Source organism: Thetidibacter halocola, from assembly GCF_018224955.1.
GTDB classification, from domain to species: domain Bacteria; phylum Pseudomonadota; class Alphaproteobacteria; order Rhodobacterales; family Rhodobacteraceae; genus Thetidibacter; species Thetidibacter halocola.
Map to the genome: position 1 here is coordinate 47,568 of NZ_JAGTUU010000005.1, position 18,487 is coordinate 66,054.

Consider the following 18,487-nt stretch of genomic DNA (forward strand, 5'->3'; position numbering starts at 1 on the left):
TTGGGGAATTAATATCGTGAATACAGCGTGGTAGCCGAATTCATGTGCAGACCGGCACCTCTGACCGACAAGACCAGGAACTGGCCTGACTGTAACGAGGCGCTCAAGCGCCGCGGCTCGCTGGCGATCTGGTTCGACCGGGATGACTTGGGGCGATGCGCCGACGCCCAGGCGTGGCCGACAGCAGACTTGCGGCGGTGAGAAGAATCAGGAAGCAGCCCGGTGGACCGTTTCGAAGTGAAGGTATCTTCCTGGCGCTGAACGAGGAACGCCTGTCGACTTGGAAGATCCGACTCGATGTCATTGCACGTGTCTCCGAGTGCGAGGTTCGACATCAGGCGGACTGGAGGGAACGCTATGGCGACGACGCAATGCCGCCATAGGCGATCACCCCGCGCTACATGCTCTGCCACACCCTCGCGCACGCGCTCATGCAGCAACTGACGCTTGAGTGGGTATTCCTCTGCATTCCTTCGGGAAAGGATCAATGCTGGGACTGGCGATGAGCAGATGGTCGAGTGGACTGATCTATGCCGCAACGCCGGACTCGGACGGGACGCTCGGCGGACTCGAACGTCAGGGAAGGGCGGGGCGCATCGAGGGTATTCTGAAACGTGCGATCGATGCGATCGAGGGGCGCGGTTCCGATCCGCGAAGTCCCTAGGGCATGTGGTTCGGATGATGCTTTGGCTTGGCCTGATGCCGGCACTGCCGGGCACGCCCGTGAGATGGACAAATCGGATTTGCATCGAACCAGCATCTTGTTGGCAGTACTCGCGCTGACGACGGACCGAAGCATGTACCCGGGGCGATTTCGCTGGACGATCGCGGTGACAGAAGAGCGGATCAACACGGAGAAACGTTTAGCCTGCCACTCAGCGGCTAACGCCGTATAACCAATATATCTTTACCGGGTCCGCCCCGCTACCGAAGAGCTGAAACTAGAAAAAGCTTTTCGCAATTTGAAATCTGGCTTACGATAAATTCTCTGCTGTATCCTCGGTCGAGAGCGATGGAAAACACGGCGACGCTGATTTTCCATCGCGCATAGTTTGGCCGATCAGGCTGTTTCATATTGTTTAAAAAGCCGAATTTTCGGGAATTTCTTAGGGAGGCGAACCATGCCGTCCACAAGCACAGACATTCGTATCATCTCCGAAGACCAGAGTATTTGGGCCAGCGGCGACCGAGTGGGTCTCGAGTGGAGCGAATATTTCCCGATCCTCGGGGGTGGCCGTTCGACCTACGAATTGAGCAAGGTCCGCTTCCTCGAGGGCGGGGGGCGCGTGATCATAGACGGGGAGACGCTGAACTGGGAACCGCCCGCGTGGTATGCCACGATCGCGAATGGCGTCGTCAGGACTGTCGTCATCGCCTATGACATGACTGACGAGAACGGCGTCACGACCACTCGCACGCTTGCGATAAAGGCCATCGGCACCGCTCTTGGCACGGCCTATGAAATCCCCGGTCTCGACGACGGTTTCTTCGGCCCCTACGAGTTCATTCACACGTCCGGATCGTCGGCCACAGGTGTGACAGAGGACAAGGGCCCGACCAGCACGAGCGTCACACCTCTTCCGGAGAACGGGATAATCCAGCTGGACGTCATAACCGCAAGAGACATCCTGCGCGACGGCCATCAGTTCGAGACCATGGTTCCCATCGATATCGATTGGGACCTGATGGCGGGCATCCACGACCTCGCGGCCGCGGCCACAAGCGGTCTGGCCAACGCCGAAGCGGCCGCGCGCGCCGATGCGCTTGCTGCCCGTGCCGCCTGGGAAGTTGCCTCGGAGAATGCCGGGTTGGTCAACGCGGTGCTGCTGGCCGATGCCGAGATTCTCGCCACGAGAACCGCGCGGGACGCTGCAAAGGTCACCTACGACGGCGCGGTGGTTCTGCAGAACGCCTGGCAGGACGCGCGGATCGAGGAAACTGCAGCAATCGCGGCGCAGACCGTCGCTCAAGGCGCCTTCGATACCGCGTCTTCTCTTCTCAGCGCCGCCCAAACGTCGCTGAACGCGGCCAAGAACACTTTGGCCAGCGTAACCAGCAGCATCACCAGCTTCCTCGGTGGGATCGCTTATGGCAGCCTCGACGCGATCATCATCGCAAACAACGTCTGCGACATCTGTGTGCCCGACGGCCTCGTGAATACGGCCCGCAGCCTGCAGTCGCAACTGTCCAGCGCGCAGAGCGCCGTGAACAGCTGGACATCGACCGTGGCCAGCCGCCAGATCAGCTTCAACTCCGCTCAGTCGGCGCTGAACGAGGCCAAGGGTGATGTGTCGGCGGCCGTTGCCGCTACCTTCGAGGCGCTCAACGATCTGAACGACTACCTTGCCGGCCAGTCGGTGAGCGGCCTTTATTCCCTATACCAGCTTGCAGCGAACGCCTACAACGAGGCGCTCGCGGATCGCTTGGACGCGCTGAACGCGATGTGGGCCAACGGCATCCTGCAGTTCCAGGCACCGACGGCCGCCGACCTGGTCTATTACAATGCCATCGCAGCGGATCGGCTCGCCGACAAGATCTGGTACGACGACCTGTTGGAAGAGGCCATCGGGCTGGTCAATGATGCCGCGAACATCCTCGCTGACGCGCTGACCTCGACCGAAATCCAGCTGCAGGCGCGGGTCGAGGTGGACGTGGACGCGCAGGTCGGTTTTCAGGTCAAGATGACCCTTGACGCCGGATCGGTGGACAGCGCGCTTGACTACCGCGTCGACACGCAGGCCGAACTGGACGAACTCGCCGACACCTTCACCGTGACGGCGGTCGCGACGAACACCAACGGTGATACCGTCGCCTTCGAGACGATCAGCCCGAATGCAACATTCTATGCAGGCTTCGTCTACGACATCGGGGCCCAGTTCCGCATCCTGGTCGATCTCTTCAGCCAGATTGCCGGGCTTGAGGTCTTCGATTTCCCGAACGGCCCGAACCCGCTGCAACTGACGGAAACCATCCGGATGGCCGGTTGGATCGACCTGATCGATTTCGACACGCGCGACCTGTCCTATTCGCCGGACCTGCCCGGCTGGGTGGGTGACATTCTCGGATTCAATTTCACGTTCCCGACGATAGAGACCTTCGGCCGGGCAGCAGACATATCGGCGGACGTCTATACCGACCCGGCCGGGTTCGATCTGGACCGACTGGCGGACGTGTTGCTGGATTTCGTCAACGCCAAGCTCGATTACAGCGACGAGTTCCGCGCCCTTCTGATCCAGGAAGGGGCCTATTCCGACCTGACCACAAACGATTTCGGCGAGGCCTTCGTCACGGCGTTGTCGATCTTCTTCGACCTTCTGACCGGCGAAGGCGATACCGATGGCGACGGTGTGGTGCCGCTCTTCACGCTGAAGAACGATGCCGGCACCGTCGATGGTCTGTTCCATATCAATTCGATCGCAGATGTGATCGGCGAGGTGGATATTGAAAATGCCGGATCGCTGGGCTTCTTCGTGGCCGAAGGCCAATCGGACAACGTGATCGAGGTCACCGTCGATATCGACCAACTGGCGGCGGTGCTGGTGAACCTGGCCTTCGGCATCCCGCCGAACGCCGCAGTCAACCCGCTGGATCTCGGCATCGGGATCGAGGATATCCTCGAGAAGGTCAACATCAGCGACGAGATGAAGGCCGCGATCGCGGACTTCATCCGGCTCGACCTAGGTTTCGAGGCGATGGATCTCGACGTCTCGACCGGCGCGAACTTCAGCCAGAAATTCGCACTGTCGGTCGATGACATGGTCTTCGACCTGGAATTCGAGGACGGAACGACGCGACAGGTGCGCGCCTCCGAAGGGGGCGAGATCGTTATCGAGAACGCCTCGTCTCTCGTCGATACGAATGGCAACGGCAGTATCGACTACACGATGACGCTGACGCCCGATGCGACCTTTTTCAACGACACGCAGATCGGTCTGAACATCGGCTACACGCTGGACTTCCTGAAGGCGAATTTCGAAGCCTTTGCCAAACTGCCGCTCAACGACATCTTCGGCGGACTGTCGCTGCCCGGTGTGCCCGAAGAGGTTGGCATTGCCCTTGGACTGGGTCCGGTGGTGCGTATGGAGGGCGACCTCAATCTTCTGTCGATGGATATCTTCGAGGACATCTTCGACTTCGATGCTGGCAACAGCGCCTTTGCCGGGGCCTTCACCCCTGCTGCAGGAGCGGAGGGCATCAACTACACCGCTGGTGACTCGGGCGAGGATTTCGCGGGTACGCAGTACGCCGACACACTAACGGGCGGCACTGGCGCAGACACGATTGGCGGTCGCAGTGGCGATGACTGGATCGGTGGCGGCGACGGCGACGACGCAGCATACGGCAACCTGGGCAACGACACGCTGCGCGGCGGCACGGGCGACGACCTGCTGAACGGCGGCAATGGTAGCGACAACGTCGCGGGCGAGGCCGGCGACGACACCGTCTTCGGCGGCCAGGGGGCTGACATGCTCTTTGGTGGCGTTGGCGACGATCGGGTGATCGGTGGCAACGGACGTGACCTGGCCTATATGGGCGGTGGTAACGACACCTTTATCGACAACGGCCAAGGCGGCGCGAACGGCCGCGACACGGTCTTTGGCGGCGCGGGCAACGATACCATGCAGGGCGGCAACGGCGACGACGTGCTCTATGGCGAGGCCGGTTTCGACGTCATCTACGGCCGACTGGGCGACGACAGGATCTATGGCGGCGACAAGAAGGACATCCTTTTCGGCGGCGATGGAAACGACACGGTTTTCGGCGGTGAAGGCCGCGACCGGGTCTATCTGGGCAATGGCGACGACGTCTTTTTCGACAGTGACGATGTGACATTCGGCGACGATTTCATTTTCGGCGCGGGCGGCAACGATACGATCCGCATGGGCGGCGGCAACGATACGGCGACGGGTGGTGGGGGAGCGGACGTCTTCGTCTTTGCCGCCGACATCAACGCCGACACGGTGACGGACTATGCGGTTGGCCAGGACGCGCTGCAGATCGACGCGGGGCTCTGGGGCGGGGCGCTGAACCAGGCCCGGATCGATACGCTCTCGAGCGTATCGGGCGGCAACCTGGTGCTGGATTTCGGCGGCGGGCATTCGATTACCTTTACCGGCGTAACCAGCAACACCGGGATGATCGACGACATCACGCTGTTGTAGCGCTGCTGCGGCCTGATCGCGCGAGGCGTTTGAACAGGTTCCCGATATGAGAGGCATGCCATCGTCCACGACGGCATGCCTGGATCCCACTGTTGTTCGGTTCCTTGGCCAACGCGCGAAGGGTTCTTTACCCGTCGGCGCGGATTGCGTCGATGAGCGGGGCCAGGCCCTGGGAGCGGGCATCGGCATTGCGGCCGACGGTGTCCTGCAGCGTCCCTCCGCCTTTGCCGGCCTGCCTGAGTGCCTCTGCGCCATTCGGATTGCCCAGCTTCACGCCGCGCGCCCTTGCTGCCGCCAGCGCCCCTTCGTGCGTCGGGATATTGCTTCGCGCTCGGCCAGGGCGACGAGGGCCATGACGCGGACGGTGAGGGCGTTGTCTGAATCGCGGCATCGCTATACTGCGGCTGCCGGCCACGCTTGCCGGTTGGCGGCGGCACCCAGACCATGTCCGGATCGAACCAGAAGGTCAGGGAGCCACGCTGCTTCAGCGCTTCGTCATAGTCCGGCCAGTTCTCGGTCTTGTAGCCAGGCGGGATCGGTGTGCTTAAGCAGACCAGCCACCACGCTGGATTCACGGGGTGAATCCCTCCCGGCCTTTAGGCAACAAAGCCACTTTGATCTGGTCCAGTCAGGCTGAGGTGATAGGCTGAACGGAGGATAGCAGAGAGCTGATGAAACTTGCTGCTGTAGGCATCCCTGTGATGATCCTTTCACTCACCGCTTGCGTCGAAGAGGCACCGACCGCAGGCCAGCCCGCTGTCGGGAACAGCGGTGACCTGTCAGCATTCGAAGGCGCGCGGGCGGGCCAGTCCGAAATGGGGGTCCAGGCTCTTGGCTACAAACTCATCAGCACCGCAGGTTTGACTGCGTACTGGTTCAATCGGAGCGCCGGCGCCTGTGCACGAATCGTCACCGCTGACGGGCGGTACGCTTCCGTCGACATGGTAGCCGCCGGAGATTGCTGAACATGCAGGCCTTGCGGGATCATTTCACGCCAGAAAGCGAGGTAAAGACACAATGAACATTGGACTGAAGGTTCTTCTTGCCGCGACCATGGTGTCCGCAAGCGCTATTGCTCAAGATGGTCCCGTTGCATTGGAAGGGCGGATATCCTCAGAAAGCTTTATCTTTCAGCCGAATTACTGGCCGAACCCGACCGTTGACTTGACGGACGTGAGCGATGTCCTGATCGGGCGGCTTGACCGGTTTATTCCGAAGGACGCCCAAATACTTGGCCGCTTTACCGATCCGCTATTCACTGGAGATGGCCGCTATCGCATCGATCTTCCGGTCTAGCCGCCGGCCTTCATCCGGTCTGAACCGCACCGGGTTTGCCGGAGGCTCCAACTCTTGAGTAGGATGGAGCATCATGAGCAAGACCACGAACAAGTTCTCCCCTGAAGTCCGCGATCGCGCCGTGCGGATGGTTCTCGACGGCGCCGGTTCGCACGGTTCTCGGTGGCAGGCGATCACATCGATTGCTGCGAAGATCGGTTGTTCGGCGAACACGCTGAACGACTGGGTCAAGAAGGCCGAGGTCGACATTGGGAGGCGCGCAGGCATCCCCAGCGACATGGCTGAGAAGATGAAGGCGCTCGAGCGGGAGAACCGGCAACTGCGCCAGGCGAACGAGATTCTTCGCAAAGCCTCGGCGTATTTTGCGATGGCGGAGCTCGACCGCCGATCTGCGCGGTGCTGCCGATCGCCCCTCCACCTACTATGATCATCTGGCGAAGCGGGCTGGTCCAACGCGTCTGTCAGGCCGCGCCCGTCGTGATGAGGCTCTGCGCCCCTAGATCTGGCGTGTTTTCGAAGAGAATTGGCGGGTCTATGGCGTGCGGAAAGTCTAGCGGCAGCTTCTCCGCCGCGAACAAGGGCCCGAACCGATGCCACCAATATCTCACCGTTTCATGGCTGACATCGATGCCGCGCTCGTCCAGCAGATCCCCGACGTTCCGGAGCGACAGCGGGAACCGAATGGACGCCATCATCCGCTTGGCGGTGATCTCGGGACTGGTCTTGAAGTGGCGAAATGGGGAGCGTTTGACTATCAGTTGAGCCCGCGAAACCACCCTGCGCGCCTCAAGCCAGGTTTCTCTGACAGGACCTTCACAAACGCCATACAGCACCTCACCCCACCTCGCGCAAAGTTCCCTTGACGGTGCCGCGCTCCCGGATCAGGCCCGTTCGAGGGCCGCCACGATTGAGTCGCCGCAGGCCACTGTTCCGGCCCGGCCACCGAGATCGCCGGTGCGCCGGTCCGGATCGCCCAGCACCTCTTCCAACGCCGCGACAATCGCCGCGGCGGCGTCGGGCTGGCCCAGATGATCCAGCATCATCGCGCCCGCCCAGATCTGGCCCACCGGGTTCGCGATGCCCTTGCCTGCAATATCGGGTGCCGAGCCATGAACCGGCTCGAACAGGGACGGAAAATGACGCTCCGGGTTTATATTTCCGGACGGCGCGATGCCGATGGTCCCGGTGCAGGCCGGTCCCAGGTCCGACAGAATGTCTCCAAAAAGGTTCGATGCGACGACAACGTCGAACCAATCGGGATGCAGCACGAAATGCGCGGTCAGGATGTCGATGTGGTACTTGTCGACTTCGATGCCGGGGTAATTCTTGGCCATCTCGACCACGCGCTCGTCCCAATAGGGCATCGAGATGGAGATGCCGTTCGACTTGGTCGCCGAAGTCAGGTGCTTCTTGGGTCGGCTCTGGGCCAATTCGAACGCGAATTTCAGGACCCGATCGACACCGATCCGCGTCATCACGGTTTCCTGCAGGACGGTTTCCCGGTCGGTGCCTTCGAAGATGCGTCCCCCGACAGAGGAATATTCACCTTCGGTATTCTCGCGAACGACCCAGAAATCGATATCGCCCGGCACTCGGCCCGCGAGCGGCGAGCTGACGCCCGGCATCAGCCGTACGGGGCGCAGATTGACATATTGATCGAACTCGCGCCGGAACTTCAGCAACGAGCCCCAGAGGGATATGTGATCTGGCACCGTCTCGGGCCAGCCAACGGCGCCGAAATAGATCGCATCGCTGTCGCCGATACGCGATTTCCAGTCATCCGGCATCATCTGGCCATGGGCCTTGTAATAGTCGGCGGAGGCAAAGTCATGCTGGTCGAAATGAAGCCCAAGGTCGAATTTGCGCGCCGCGGCCGACAAGACCTTCAGCCCCTCCGGCATGACTTCGGTTCCGATCCCGTCGCCGGGGATGACTGCGATGCGGTAGGTATTGCGGCTCATTCGGGTTGACCCTCTGACTGGACGCCATGCTGCGCGGTGGCGAGCTTGGTCGCCAATTTGATCGCCGTGACGAAAGCGCCGGTATCGGCGATGCCTTTGCCAACGATGTCATGCGCCGTACCATGGGCGGGCGTGGTGAAAACGATCGGCAGGCCCGACGTGACCGTGACCCCCTTGTTGAAACCCTTGAGCTTCGTCGCGATCTGGCCTTGGTCATGGTACATCGCAACGACGCTGTCAAAGTCCCCGGCGAAGGCCTTGAGATAAACCGTATCGGACGGAAACGGCCCCTGGCAATCGATCCCCTCGGCCTGCGCGGCCTCCACGGCGGGGCGGATGATGTCGATCTCCTCGGTGCCGAACAGGCCGCCCTCGCCGTTATGCGGGTTCAGCGCGGCCACCGCGATGCGCGGCGCCTCGGTCCCGGCGCGGCGCAGCATCGTGTCGGTCAGGCGCAGCGCCTCGATGATCCGGTCATGGGTGATGAGGTCGAGCGCTTCGCGCAGGCTGACATGCGAGGTCACGCGGCTCATCCACTGGCCGTCCAGCACGTTCATTTCGCGAAAGACGCCGTTGAAGCCCAGAAGATGCGCAAAAAGCTGATGCTCGTCATTGAAGCGATAGCCCCCGTCGAACATCGCCTTCTTGTGCAGCGGCGCGAAGCAGATGCCGTGAACCGCGCCCGAACGTGCCATTTCGACAGCGGCCTTCAGCGTGTCGCCGACAAGCGCGCCGACCTTGGGGTCCGGCTTCCCCAGAGTGATGGTCGCGGGATCCATGTTTGCCAGATCGATCATCGGAATTGCCTTGGCCGAATGGTCGGCCGCGCCTGGCACGTCGATCAGGTCGACCTCGAAGGAGACCCCGGCCTGCGCCTTACCCATCTCGAGGATCCGGCGGTCGCCCAGAAGGATGATGTCCACGGCCTCCCGAATGCTGCCCTCTGCCAGGATGCGGGCGGTCATCTCTGGCCCGATCCCGGTCGGATCGCCCATGGTAAGAAGCAGGGTCGGTCGGAATTCGTCGGTCATTCAGGGTTTCCTTTTCCGAAACGTGCAGCGAGGCTGTCATGGCTGTTTGTGCAGGGCGATTGGCCGATCTTGCATCGAGGTTTGCGGCAGGGGCATCGGCATCTCACAGGATGGCCCGCCAGTCCGGGCAGTCAGTCGATCCACCGAGGTCATGACACCCCATCGATACGATGATGCTGCGCGATAGAAGCCGACCGGTCACCTCGCTCTGTCTGGCCATCGGCGTTCCTCCTGTGCGCAGTTGGCGACGCGAGGCACCGACCATCTCAGCGTGCGACCTGAATGCCATCAGCGCTTGCTTATTGTCAACAATCATGTCTTGATGCCCCGGTATTGGATGTCAATGTTCGCAATAACAGGGTGCGCGCGACGAATGGATGCCTCTCGGAACGCACTTGATTTTTCCATTTAAAATAGGCGTGGGAGCGTTTTTACGGCTTCTCCAGCCAGTGGCGCTCATTCCCGCTTTGTCGACAATAGGAGGGACACATGACACGGACCGACATGCCGGAACTGACGGCGCCCAAGCAACTCATGGAGGGGTTCCGACGCGAACGCATCCAGACCTCCGGGGCGGAGATCAATGTCGCCATTGCGGGCAACGGCCCACCCCTGTTGCTGCTGCACGGCAACCCGCTGACTCATGTCAGCTGGCACCGCATCGCCCCGGCTCTGGCCAAGAGCTTTACCGTGATCGCGCCCGATCTGCGCGGCTACGGCGACAGTTCCAAGCCAGACGGTGGCGAGGATCATGCTGCCTATACCTTCCGCGCGATGGCGCAGGATTTCCTCGAGATCATGAGCGGCCTCGGCTTCGAGACCTTTGGCGTGGCCGGACATGACAGGGGCGCCCGTGTCGCCTTCCGCATGGCGCTGGACGCACCCGAGCGGGTTACCGCGCTTGCCGCGCTTGATATCGTTCCGACCTATAACGTTCTGTCACAGGTCAGCCTCGGCTGGGGCCTCGAGGCCTATCACTGGTTCTTCATGGCGCAGAAAGCGCCGTTTCCCGAAGACCTGCTCTCGGCCGATCCGGCCTATTACATCAACTACAAGCTGAACAAGAAGAACGTCGGGCTTGAGATCTTCTCGCCCGAGGCAATGGCCGAATACATCCGCTGCACCACGCGCGAGCAGATCCACGCGGTCTGCGAGGATTACCGCGCGACGGTCTCGCTCGATTTCGAGATGGACACGGCGGATTTCGGAAAGCGCAAGATCGACTGCCCGGTTCTGGTGCTCTGGGGTTCCAACAGCCATTGCGGCCGTCACTTCAAAGTGCTTGAGGATTGGGGCCAATGGGCGCCCGACCTGCGCGGCACGCCGATCCCGACCGGGCACTACCCGGCCGAGCATCGGCCAGACATAGTCTACCCGATCTTCTGGGAGTTTTTCTCCGGCAAAGAGCCCAATCTGGACGTGCCGCAATGAACCGGATCGATCCGAAGGACGCATCCGCCCTGTTCCATGCAGGCGGCGAGGTCGCCTTTCTCGATGTGCGCGAGGCCGGGCAATTCGGCGAGGCGCATCCGCTTTTCGCGATCCCTCTGCCTTATTCCGTCCTTGAAACCCGCGTGCGGCGCCTGGTGCCACGCCGCGATGTGCCCGTGCTGATCCTCGACGCTGGCGACGGCATCGCGGAAGCCGCCGCCACGCGACTTGCCACGCTCGGATACACCGACTTGCAGGTGATCTCGGGCGGTATGCCGGCCTGGGACGCGGCAGGCCTTGGCGTCTACAAGGGCGTCAACGTGCCGTCCAAGACGCTGGGTGAACTGGCCGAGACGTTGTGGCACCCGGCGATGATCACGGCGCCCGAGCTTGCGGAATGGTCGCGCGAAGACCGCAGCTTCCGCTTTTTCGATGGCCGTCCCCCGGCGGAATACGAAAAGATGCGGGTGCCGGGCTCTGTCTGCCTGCCGAACGGAGAGTTGGCGCACCGCGTGGCAAGCTTCGACGGCATCGAGCAAGCCCCCCTCGTCATTACCTGCGCCGGCCGGACGCGCGGCATCGTTGGCGCGATCGGGATGCGAATCTCGGGCTATAGCGGCGACGTACTGGCCCTGGAGAACGGCACTCAGGGCTGGGCGCTGGCGGGAGAGAAACTCGACCGTGGCGCCTCGGCAGATCCGTTTCCGCCTTTGAACGACGCCGGACTTGCCGCATCGAGCGCGGCGGCGGACCGGATCCTGTCGCGCTTCGGCCTGTCCGAGATCACGATGGACGAAGCCGCCGGAATGCTGCGGGACGTCGGGCGCACGACGTATCTGTTCGACACCCGCACTGCCGCGGAAGCCAGCGATGACCCGGTGCCCGGCGCAGCGCATGGCCCCTGCGGGCAGATCACACAAGCCACGGACCAATGGATCGCGACCTTCCGTTCGCGCGTGATCCTGTGCTGCGACAGCGGCCTGCGATCGGCGCTGGCGGCGTTCTGGCTGGTCCAGCTTGGCTACGAGGTACACGTTTTGCGCCTGACCGGTGATCGGGAGGCCTTGCCAAAGACCGAAGCCACGCCCGCACCCGAGGTGAAGACCATAGCTGCGCCGGAGGCGATGAACGCTCTGTCCGGTGGCGCGACCCTGCTGGACCTTCGCCCGTCCATGACCTTCCGAAAGGCGCATGTCGATGGCGCGCAATGGACTTGCAGACCACGGCTGGCAGCGATGGTGCCGGATCTGTCAGGGTCGCCCGTTCTCTTGCTCGCGGAAGATGAGGCGAAAGCGGCCTGGACCGCGCAAGACCTGCAAGAGGCCGGGCTCGGCGATGTTGCCGTTGTCGCAGGCGGTCACGACGCGTTGGTCAAGGCGGGCGCGGCAATCGTCGCCACGCCAGACCATCCGTCCGATGCCGAGTGCATCGACCATCTGTTCTTCGTCCACGACCGGCACGATGGCAACCTCGAAGCCTCGCGTCGATACCTTGAATGGGAGACGGGTCTGATCGCTCAACTGAGCGATGTGGAGCGGGCGGAATACAAGCTTCTTCATCCCTGAAGAATCCCTGAAGACAGGTCACATCAAAAGCAAAGGGGCGGGAAAACCCGCCCCTTTTCGTGACCGCGTCGCGCGTCTCAGCTCGCGCCCATCGCCGCGCCTTCCTTGCGCTTGCGGCGCATCTTGGAGAACGCCGAAAGGCTGAAGGAGATGACCATCAGAGCCATGATGAACAAGGCACCCGGACGCTCCAGCGCGTAGGCCGGATCGCCCCCGCTGATCTGGTAGGTGCGCAACAAGTTGCCCTCGACGAGATTGCCGAGGATCAAACCCACCACCGCCGCAGCCACGGGATAGTTGTAGCGTACCATCGCCCAGCCAATCACTGCAAACACTGCCAGCGTGATCGGCCCCGACGAGGTGCCATCGATCGCGTAGGAGCCGAACAGCGCGACCACGAGCACGCTCGGGATCAGGTAGCGCATCGGCACCCGCACGATGTAGCTGGCGAAGTACACGAAGCCGAGACCGATAACCAGGAGCAGGAGCGCCTGTGCGAAGTTCGAAATGATGATCGCGTAGACGATGTCCTGGTTGTTGGCGATGAAGCTGGGGCCACCGACGATGTTGTGCATCGCGAAGGCCGCCAGCAGGATCGCCGTCGCGCCGCCGCCGGGAATTCCCAGCGCCAGCATTGTCGCCATGGCGCCGCCCTCGGACGAGGAATTGGCGCTTTCCGCGGCGATGACGCCCTTGGGATTGCCCTTGCCGAACGTGTCGCCGTCCGGGGCATTCCGCTTTGCCTCGGAATACGACAGCAGGTTGGAAATCGACGATCCGACACCGGGGATCGAGCCGATGATGACACCGATGATCGCGCCGCGCGCGATGATCGTCTTGAACTGGAACGACTCGCGGAAGCCGTTGAGTATCTTCTTCAGAGAGATCTTCCGAAGGTCCTCGTCCTCGATCAAGTGTCTGGTGTTGACGAGGTTCAGCAGCTGGCTTGCGGCCAGAAGGCCCATCATCGCGGGGATGGTCGGGACACCGTCCAGCAACCACGGAATGCCCATCGTGCCCCGGATATACCCGGCGGAGTTCATGCCGACCGTGCCAAGCAGCAATCCGAACGTGCCCGCCAGAAGCCCACGCGGGATCGAATCCCCGGCCAGCGAGCCGAGCAGCATGAGGCCCCATATCGCGACGACGAACAACTCGAGCGGGCCCATCTTGAGAACGACGCCGGAGACGGGTTCGATGATGAACATCAGCAGGATGTAGCTGCTCAGCGTGCCGATGACCGACGAGGACAGGGCGAGGCCCAGCGCTTCGTTGTGGCGCCCCTGCCGCGACATCGGGTAGCCGTCGAACGTGGTCGCGACCGCCGAGGACGTTCCCGGGATGTTCATGAGCACGGCCGGAACCGAGCCGCCGAAACCCGCGCCGGTATAGATCGACGTCAGGAAGATGATCGCCGGCAGGAAATCCATGTAGAGCGTCATCGGCAGAAAGATCGCCATGGCCATGGTGATCGAGATGCCGGGCATAGAGCCGAAGAAAAGCCCCACGAGCAGGCCCGGGATCACGAAGACCCAGGCCGACCAGGATGTCGACAGGAGCGTGAAGGCGTCGCCGAGAGCGTCGAAGTTGATCATGAGAGCCCCTCAGAGCACGGCAAGAGGGAAGGGAAAAGGGATGATCGCGCCGTAGCCGTAGATCAGCAATGCCGTGAAGACGGCGCTGAAGGCAATGTTGGCGATCCAGTTGCGTTCACCGCAGACGAAGATCCCGAGCACGAGGAAGCTGAACACGGCGATATCGAAGCCGATCTGCTCCATGAAGAAGGCCAGGAGGATGAAAGCGCCTGTCACGACGCCGATCTTGGCAAGCTCGATCGGCGTTTCCTTCGGCGTGGCGGGAAGGGCGGCATGGTCTTCCTCCGCGCCCGCTGGCGGGACCCGTTGGAAGCATTGGGGCAGCACCATCAAGAGAAGGATCAGCGCCAGAATCGACATCGGTTGCACCAGAATAAGGTTGTTGGTGCGAAGCGATGTGGCGCGCGCGTCGAGAAGGTAGGCCAGGATCGCGGTGCCGAGCACGGCCAGCAACGCGAGGTGTCCCCATTGAACCTTTATTTTTCCGGTTTTCTGCATTCGGCGCCCCCCTTCACGCGATGAACGAATGCCGCCCCGAAGATCGGGGCGGCAGGCTTGAGAACAGGAAAGGTCAGGTTCCCTGAAGCAGGCTGATGTGCTGCTCCATCACCGCGGCGGTGGCGCGCAGGGACTTGTTCGACACCTCGGGCCCGAACCAATCGGTCGCAAGCTGGGCGTTGGTCAACGCCGTGATCACGGCCGGATCCTTCGACGTCTCTTCGATCGCGGTCAGGATCGTCTGGTAGATCTCCGGCGAATTCTCGACAAGCGAGGAATGGACGGCCCAGCCGCGCTGGGATCCCGACACGAACTGAGCATCCGCCGAGACTTCGGTGATCAGCTTACTGTTCCAGCCGTCCCGCGGCGCATCGTCGAAGATCAGCAGCGGAACGATCTTGTCGGCGAGCGGCAGGAAGCCCTGACCGCCGACAAGCGCGATGTCGACGACGTTGCCGGCCGCCGCGTTCCGCGTGGGTCCGCCGCCGTCGAAGGTCACGAGACGCAGCGCCTCGCGGTCGATGCCAAGCGCATCGGCCATGAGCATCAGGTTGACGAGGTCGGCCGAGGCCGGCTGTATCCCGATCGACAGCGAGTTCGCATCTTCCTTGAGCCGGCTGATCACCTCGTCGATCGACGTGATGCCGGATTCGGTGCTGGTGGCCAGCATGGTGTAGTCACGCGATGGCAGGTTCACCATGTGGAACTGATCGATGGTGAAGGGCGCATCCTGCGTCAGGATGTTCAGCGGCAGGTAAGGCGCCGCCGAGGTGCACAGCAGCGCATAGCCGTCATCGGGTTGCTGAAGGAAATACGTGTGCCCGAGCAGCGCGCCGGCGCCGCCGCGGTTGATGATGTTGAGGGGCTGGCCGAGGCGCTCGGACAGGAACGGCGCGAAGGCGCGGGCGAGACGGTCGTTGTAGCCGCCGGTGTCGAAGGGCACCACGACGTTGATCGGACGCGACGGATAGGCGTCCTGAGCGCTCAGGATCGATGGCGATGCCATCGCCGCAGCTGCGATGCCCCCACCACTCAGCTTGAGCATCGTTCTACGGTTCAGCTTGCTGGTCATGATTCTTTCCTCCCAAAAAGGTCTCTTCTCATTTCCGTCTTCTATCGCCGCCTCTGTGTCCTGCATCCGCACAGGGGGCTGGCACGCTTGGCACACGATATGGACATCACATAGATTGTCAACAAACTGGCGGCAGCTTGAGGTGCGCAGCGAAAATATTCACTTGATCGCCTGGCGTCAATTCGGATGACCTCGTTCGCGTCAGTACGTGATTTTTGCTATAAAATTATATTTTTCATATATTTAGTCGGCAATCACTATGACAACCCCGTCAATCCCGGGTGCTCCCTCCACTCTTTCCGCAGGATGGGTCTTGGCGATATTGTTGACAATCAAGTGGCATCTTGCTCTTGTCACGGCCATAAACGCTGCAGCTTGACATCACGCGATGCTCGTATTGACAGGAGGAGGATTGCCTTGATCAGGATGACGGCTGACGTTCAGGCTGGTACGGGCACGCAGCGTATCGCCGCGCTCGCGAAATTCGTGACGATCTTCTGGCGCTCAGGGATCGTGACCGCGGTTTCGGGATCACCTGTCGCCTCGCGCCATGCCCTCCGCTTCGGGACCATCGCAAGGTATGCTGCCCGCGCGGAGTCGACACGACGCCGTTACCCCAACGCGGCGGAGTTCGCTCGAACGGTCGTCGCGGCAAGCGAACGCAGCCACACGCGCAAAGGCAGGACCGATCGAGTCGCCGTCACCGGATCCGGCGCCTCGAATGCGTGGACCGCCCCGATCGCACGGGCCCTACTCCGGCGCTGGTCGAGATAGATGGTCGATCGCATGACCATCAGTGCCGCTTCAAAGCGCAAACCGTCGGCAATCTGGCTGATCCCTACCTATGGTTTCGCGGCTTTGGCAGGATATGGCGCAGCCTTGGTCGGCCTGCCGCTGCCCTGGATGCTCGGCCCGTTCCTGGTATTCGCCGTTCTGTCCGGCTTCGGGGTGCAGGCTCCGCTTGCGCCGCATGGGCGCGAGCTTGCGCAGGTCGCGATCGGCTTGGCGATCGGCCTTCGCTTTACCCCACCGGTCGTGGCGGCGACTGTCGCGCTCTTGCCGCAGATGATCGGGGCCACGCTCTATCTTCTGGCCGGCACGACTTTGGCCGCATTTCTGTTCCGCAAGCTGGCGGGCGCCGATCCGGTCACCGCATTCTTTGCAACCGCGGCGGGCGGCGTTGCCGATATGGCGAATGTCGCGCAGACTTTCGGCGGGGCGCCGACATCGGTCGCAGTAGTCCATGCGCTTCGAGTGTCGCTTGTCGTGGCCATCGCACCCTTCGTTGCGCTTGGGGCGGCCGGTCGACCCGATAGGGTGCCGGTGCCCTATGACGGCAACACCGCCGCGCTCATTGGCGGGCTTGTCTTCGCCTATATCGTCGCCCGCGTGCTGAAGCGGACCCCCCTGCCCAATCCGTGGCTTGTCGGGCCGATCCTCGGAGGGATCATGCTGGCCCTCGCAGGGCTGGAGATGATCATGATTCCAGCCTGGCTCATCACCTTGGCGCAGCTGGTGCTCGGTGTCTGGCTCGGCTGCCAGTTCAAACGCGAGCTGCTGTCTGCGTTGCCGCGTGTCACCGCCGCGGGCGTCGTGACCGGTCTGTTTCTGATCGCTTTCTCGCTCGTCGGGGCGGTGCTGCTGGTCGCGATGTCCGAACTGACCTTTGTCACCGCGTTCCTGTCGATGGCCCCGGCGGCAGTCACGGAAATGGTGCTGGTCGCCAAATTCATGGGCCTCGACGCCGAAACCGTCGCGGCCTTTCACGTCATGCGGATCCTGATCGTGTCAACCAGCGTGCTCTGGGTCTATCGCCTCTATCTCAGACTTGGGAGATTTTCGAATGAACCTTGAATATGAGAACCGCCGCGTCCTGGTCGTCGGGGGCAGCTATGGGATTGGCCTCGCTTCCGCCAAGCTCGCCGCCGCCGAGGGCGCGACAGTCGCCATCGCCTCGCGTTCGGCCGGGAACCTCGAGACAGCCGCCGCCGAGATCGAAGCAGAGACGGGCCAGAAGCCCCTGACCCTTGTGGCCGATGTCACCAAAGACGGCGCGTCGCAGGCTCTGGCCGATCAGATCAAGCAGCACTGGGGCGAGCTGGATGTTCTGATCTCGGCTGTCGGCGGCAGCATCCGATCCTCCTTTGCCGATCTGACCGATGAGCAATGGATGGACAATTACAACTTCAACGTCCTGTCCACGGTGCGCACGATCCGGGCCTGCCTGCCATTGCTGGAGCGCGGCACTGCACCTGCAATCGTGCTGCTCGGTGCAGCGGCGTCAAAGATGCCCTACGCCCACCAGATCGTCTCCAATGTGCACAAGGCGGGCCTTCTGGGCCTCAACAAGACGCTCGCGGCCGAGCTTGCGCCGGACGGGATTCGCGTGAATCTTGTGGCGCCCGGGCGCACCCTGACGCCCCTTTGGACCAATCGGGCAGACAAGCTGGCCGCCGAAGAGCATCGCAGCCGCGAGGATATTCTGGCCGACTTCTCCAAGGACATTCCCCTTGGCCGCTTCGGCAAGGCGGTCGAAGTCGCACGGATGGTGGTCTGGCTGGCCAGCCCCTGCGCCAGCTATGTGACAGGTCAGGCTGTGAACGTGGACGGCGGAATTGCCCGCGGCTTGCTCTGAACCGGGGGAACCATTGCGCCGTCATGACACCCCATGCCTGCTCGATGAGGTCCGCAGGGAATTGCGCGCCGGGACCATGCGCGACACTGCGCGTGAACGCTTGGGCATGGCTGAAGCGGTGGTCACCATGACCCTTTCCTGCCGTGCATCAGGCGCCGGCGGGACCGGCCGCGCCCAAGCATGCAACAGGGTCAGGGGCTATCGGAAAGCATCTCGCGGGACGTGCAGAGCACCGGGCAGG

At 62.3% G+C, this 18,487-nt stretch carries 14 protein-coding genes and 4 pseudogenes; 10 read left to right on the forward strand and 8 right to left on the reverse strand.

From position 1 onward, the window contains the following. Positions 1–42: 42 nt before the first annotated feature. The 3 genes and pseudogenes from KB874_RS12925 to KB874_RS12935 all read left to right on the forward strand — a co-directional run. Positions 43–190: pseudogene (locus tag KB874_RS12925) on the forward strand (IS5/IS1182 family transposase); the annotation flags it as partial. 297 nt (positions 191–487) lie between these two features. After that, on the forward strand, positions 488–664 hold the full coding sequence (locus KB874_RS12930) for a hypothetical protein (protein WP_212536976.1): 177 nt from the start codon (positions 488–490) through the stop codon (positions 662–664). A gap of 457 nt (positions 665–1,121) precedes the next feature. Further along, on the forward strand, positions 1,122–5,162 hold the full coding sequence (locus KB874_RS12935) for a hypothetical protein (protein WP_212536977.1): 4,041 nt from the start codon (positions 1,122–1,124) through the stop codon (positions 5,160–5,162). Positions 5,163–5,289: 127 nt separating this feature from the next. Here KB874_RS12935 and KB874_RS12940 read toward each other — a convergent pair whose 3' ends face one another. Beyond that, entirely contained in the window at positions 5,290–5,436 is a 147-nt protein-coding gene (locus KB874_RS12940; RefSeq protein WP_212536978.1) for a hypothetical protein, read from the reverse strand. A gap of 100 nt (positions 5,437–5,536) precedes the next feature. Beyond that, positions 5,537–5,719 (reverse strand): annotated as a pseudogene (locus KB874_RS12945) (transposase); the annotation flags it as partial. Between the two features lie 114 nt (positions 5,720–5,833). Between KB874_RS12945 and KB874_RS12950 the strand changes: the two are divergent. From KB874_RS12950 to KB874_RS12960, 3 genes and pseudogenes are all read left to right on the forward strand, one after another. Then, positions 5,834–6,127 (forward strand): hypothetical protein, encoded by a 294-nt coding sequence (locus KB874_RS12950; protein WP_212536979.1) that lies wholly within the window; start codon positions 5,834–5,836, stop codon positions 6,125–6,127. A 52-nt stretch (positions 6,128–6,179) separates the two neighbouring features. Then, positions 6,180–6,458, forward strand: a complete 279-nt coding sequence (locus KB874_RS12955; protein ID WP_212536980.1) for a hypothetical protein — start codon at positions 6,180–6,182, stop codon at positions 6,456–6,458. A 73-nt stretch (positions 6,459–6,531) separates the two neighbouring features. Further along, positions 6,532–6,955, forward strand: a pseudogene (locus KB874_RS12960) (transposase); the annotation flags it as partial. A gap of 66 nt (positions 6,956–7,021) precedes the next feature. Here KB874_RS12960 and KB874_RS23380 read toward each other — a convergent pair. The 3 genes and pseudogenes from KB874_RS23380 to KB874_RS12975 form a co-directional block, all read right to left on the reverse strand. Beyond that, a pseudogene (locus KB874_RS23380) lies at positions 7,022–7,213 on the reverse strand (IS6 family transposase); the annotation flags it as partial. Positions 7,214–7,339: 126 nt separating this feature from the next. Next, positions 7,340–8,419, reverse strand: coding sequence for a tartrate dehydrogenase (locus KB874_RS12970; protein WP_212536981.1), 1,080 nt, complete (start codon positions 8,417–8,419; stop codon positions 7,340–7,342). Then, on the reverse strand, positions 8,416–9,450 hold the full coding sequence (locus KB874_RS12975) for a PdxA family dehydrogenase (protein WP_212536982.1): 1,035 nt from the start codon (positions 9,448–9,450) through the stop codon (positions 8,416–8,418). Before KB874_RS12975 ends, KB874_RS12970 begins: the two co-directional genes overlap by 4 nt. Positions 9,451–9,939: 489 nt before the next feature. On the opposite strand from KB874_RS12975, the gene KB874_RS12980 reads away from it, so the two are divergent. Then, complete coding sequence (locus tag KB874_RS12980) at positions 9,940–10,881, forward strand: alpha/beta fold hydrolase (protein WP_212536983.1); 942 nt, start codon at positions 9,940–9,942, stop codon at positions 10,879–10,881. Continuing rightward, positions 10,878–12,446: a rhodanese-like domain-containing protein gene (locus KB874_RS12985; RefSeq protein WP_212536984.1), complete on the forward strand. Its 1,569-nt coding sequence runs from the start codon at positions 10,878–10,880 to the stop codon at positions 12,444–12,446. The genes KB874_RS12980 and KB874_RS12985 overlap by 4 nt, the downstream gene beginning before the upstream one ends. A 77-nt stretch (positions 12,447–12,523) precedes the next feature. Here KB874_RS12985 and KB874_RS12990 read toward each other — a convergent pair whose 3' ends face one another. From KB874_RS12990 to KB874_RS13000, 3 genes are all read right to left on the reverse strand, one after another. Further along, positions 12,524–14,041: a tripartite tricarboxylate transporter permease gene (locus KB874_RS12990; RefSeq protein WP_212536985.1), complete on the reverse strand. Its 1,518-nt coding sequence runs from the start codon at positions 14,039–14,041 to the stop codon at positions 12,524–12,526. A gap of 9 nt (positions 14,042–14,050) precedes the next feature. After that, complete coding sequence (locus KB874_RS12995; protein ID WP_212536986.1) at positions 14,051–14,539, reverse strand: tripartite tricarboxylate transporter TctB family protein; 489 nt, start codon at positions 14,537–14,539, stop codon at positions 14,051–14,053. A 73-nt stretch (positions 14,540–14,612) separates the two neighbouring features. Then, positions 14,613–15,611 (reverse strand): tripartite tricarboxylate transporter substrate-binding protein, encoded by a 999-nt coding sequence (locus KB874_RS13000; protein ID WP_212536987.1) that lies wholly within the window; start codon positions 15,609–15,611, stop codon positions 14,613–14,615. A gap of 786 nt (positions 15,612–16,397) precedes the next feature. Between KB874_RS13000 and KB874_RS13005 the strand changes: the two genes are divergently transcribed. Next, the gene (locus tag KB874_RS13005) at positions 16,398–17,465 is read left to right on the forward strand and encodes an AbrB family transcriptional regulator (protein WP_212536988.1); all 1,068 of its coding nucleotides are present in this window, start codon (positions 16,398–16,400) and stop codon (positions 17,463–17,465) included. Continuing rightward, on the forward strand, positions 17,455–18,246 hold the full coding sequence (locus KB874_RS13010) for an SDR family NAD(P)-dependent oxidoreductase (protein WP_212536989.1): 792 nt from the start codon (positions 17,455–17,457) through the stop codon (positions 18,244–18,246). The genes KB874_RS13005 and KB874_RS13010 overlap by 11 nt, the downstream gene beginning before the upstream one ends. The last annotated feature ends 241 nt before the right edge of the window (positions 18,247–18,487 follow it).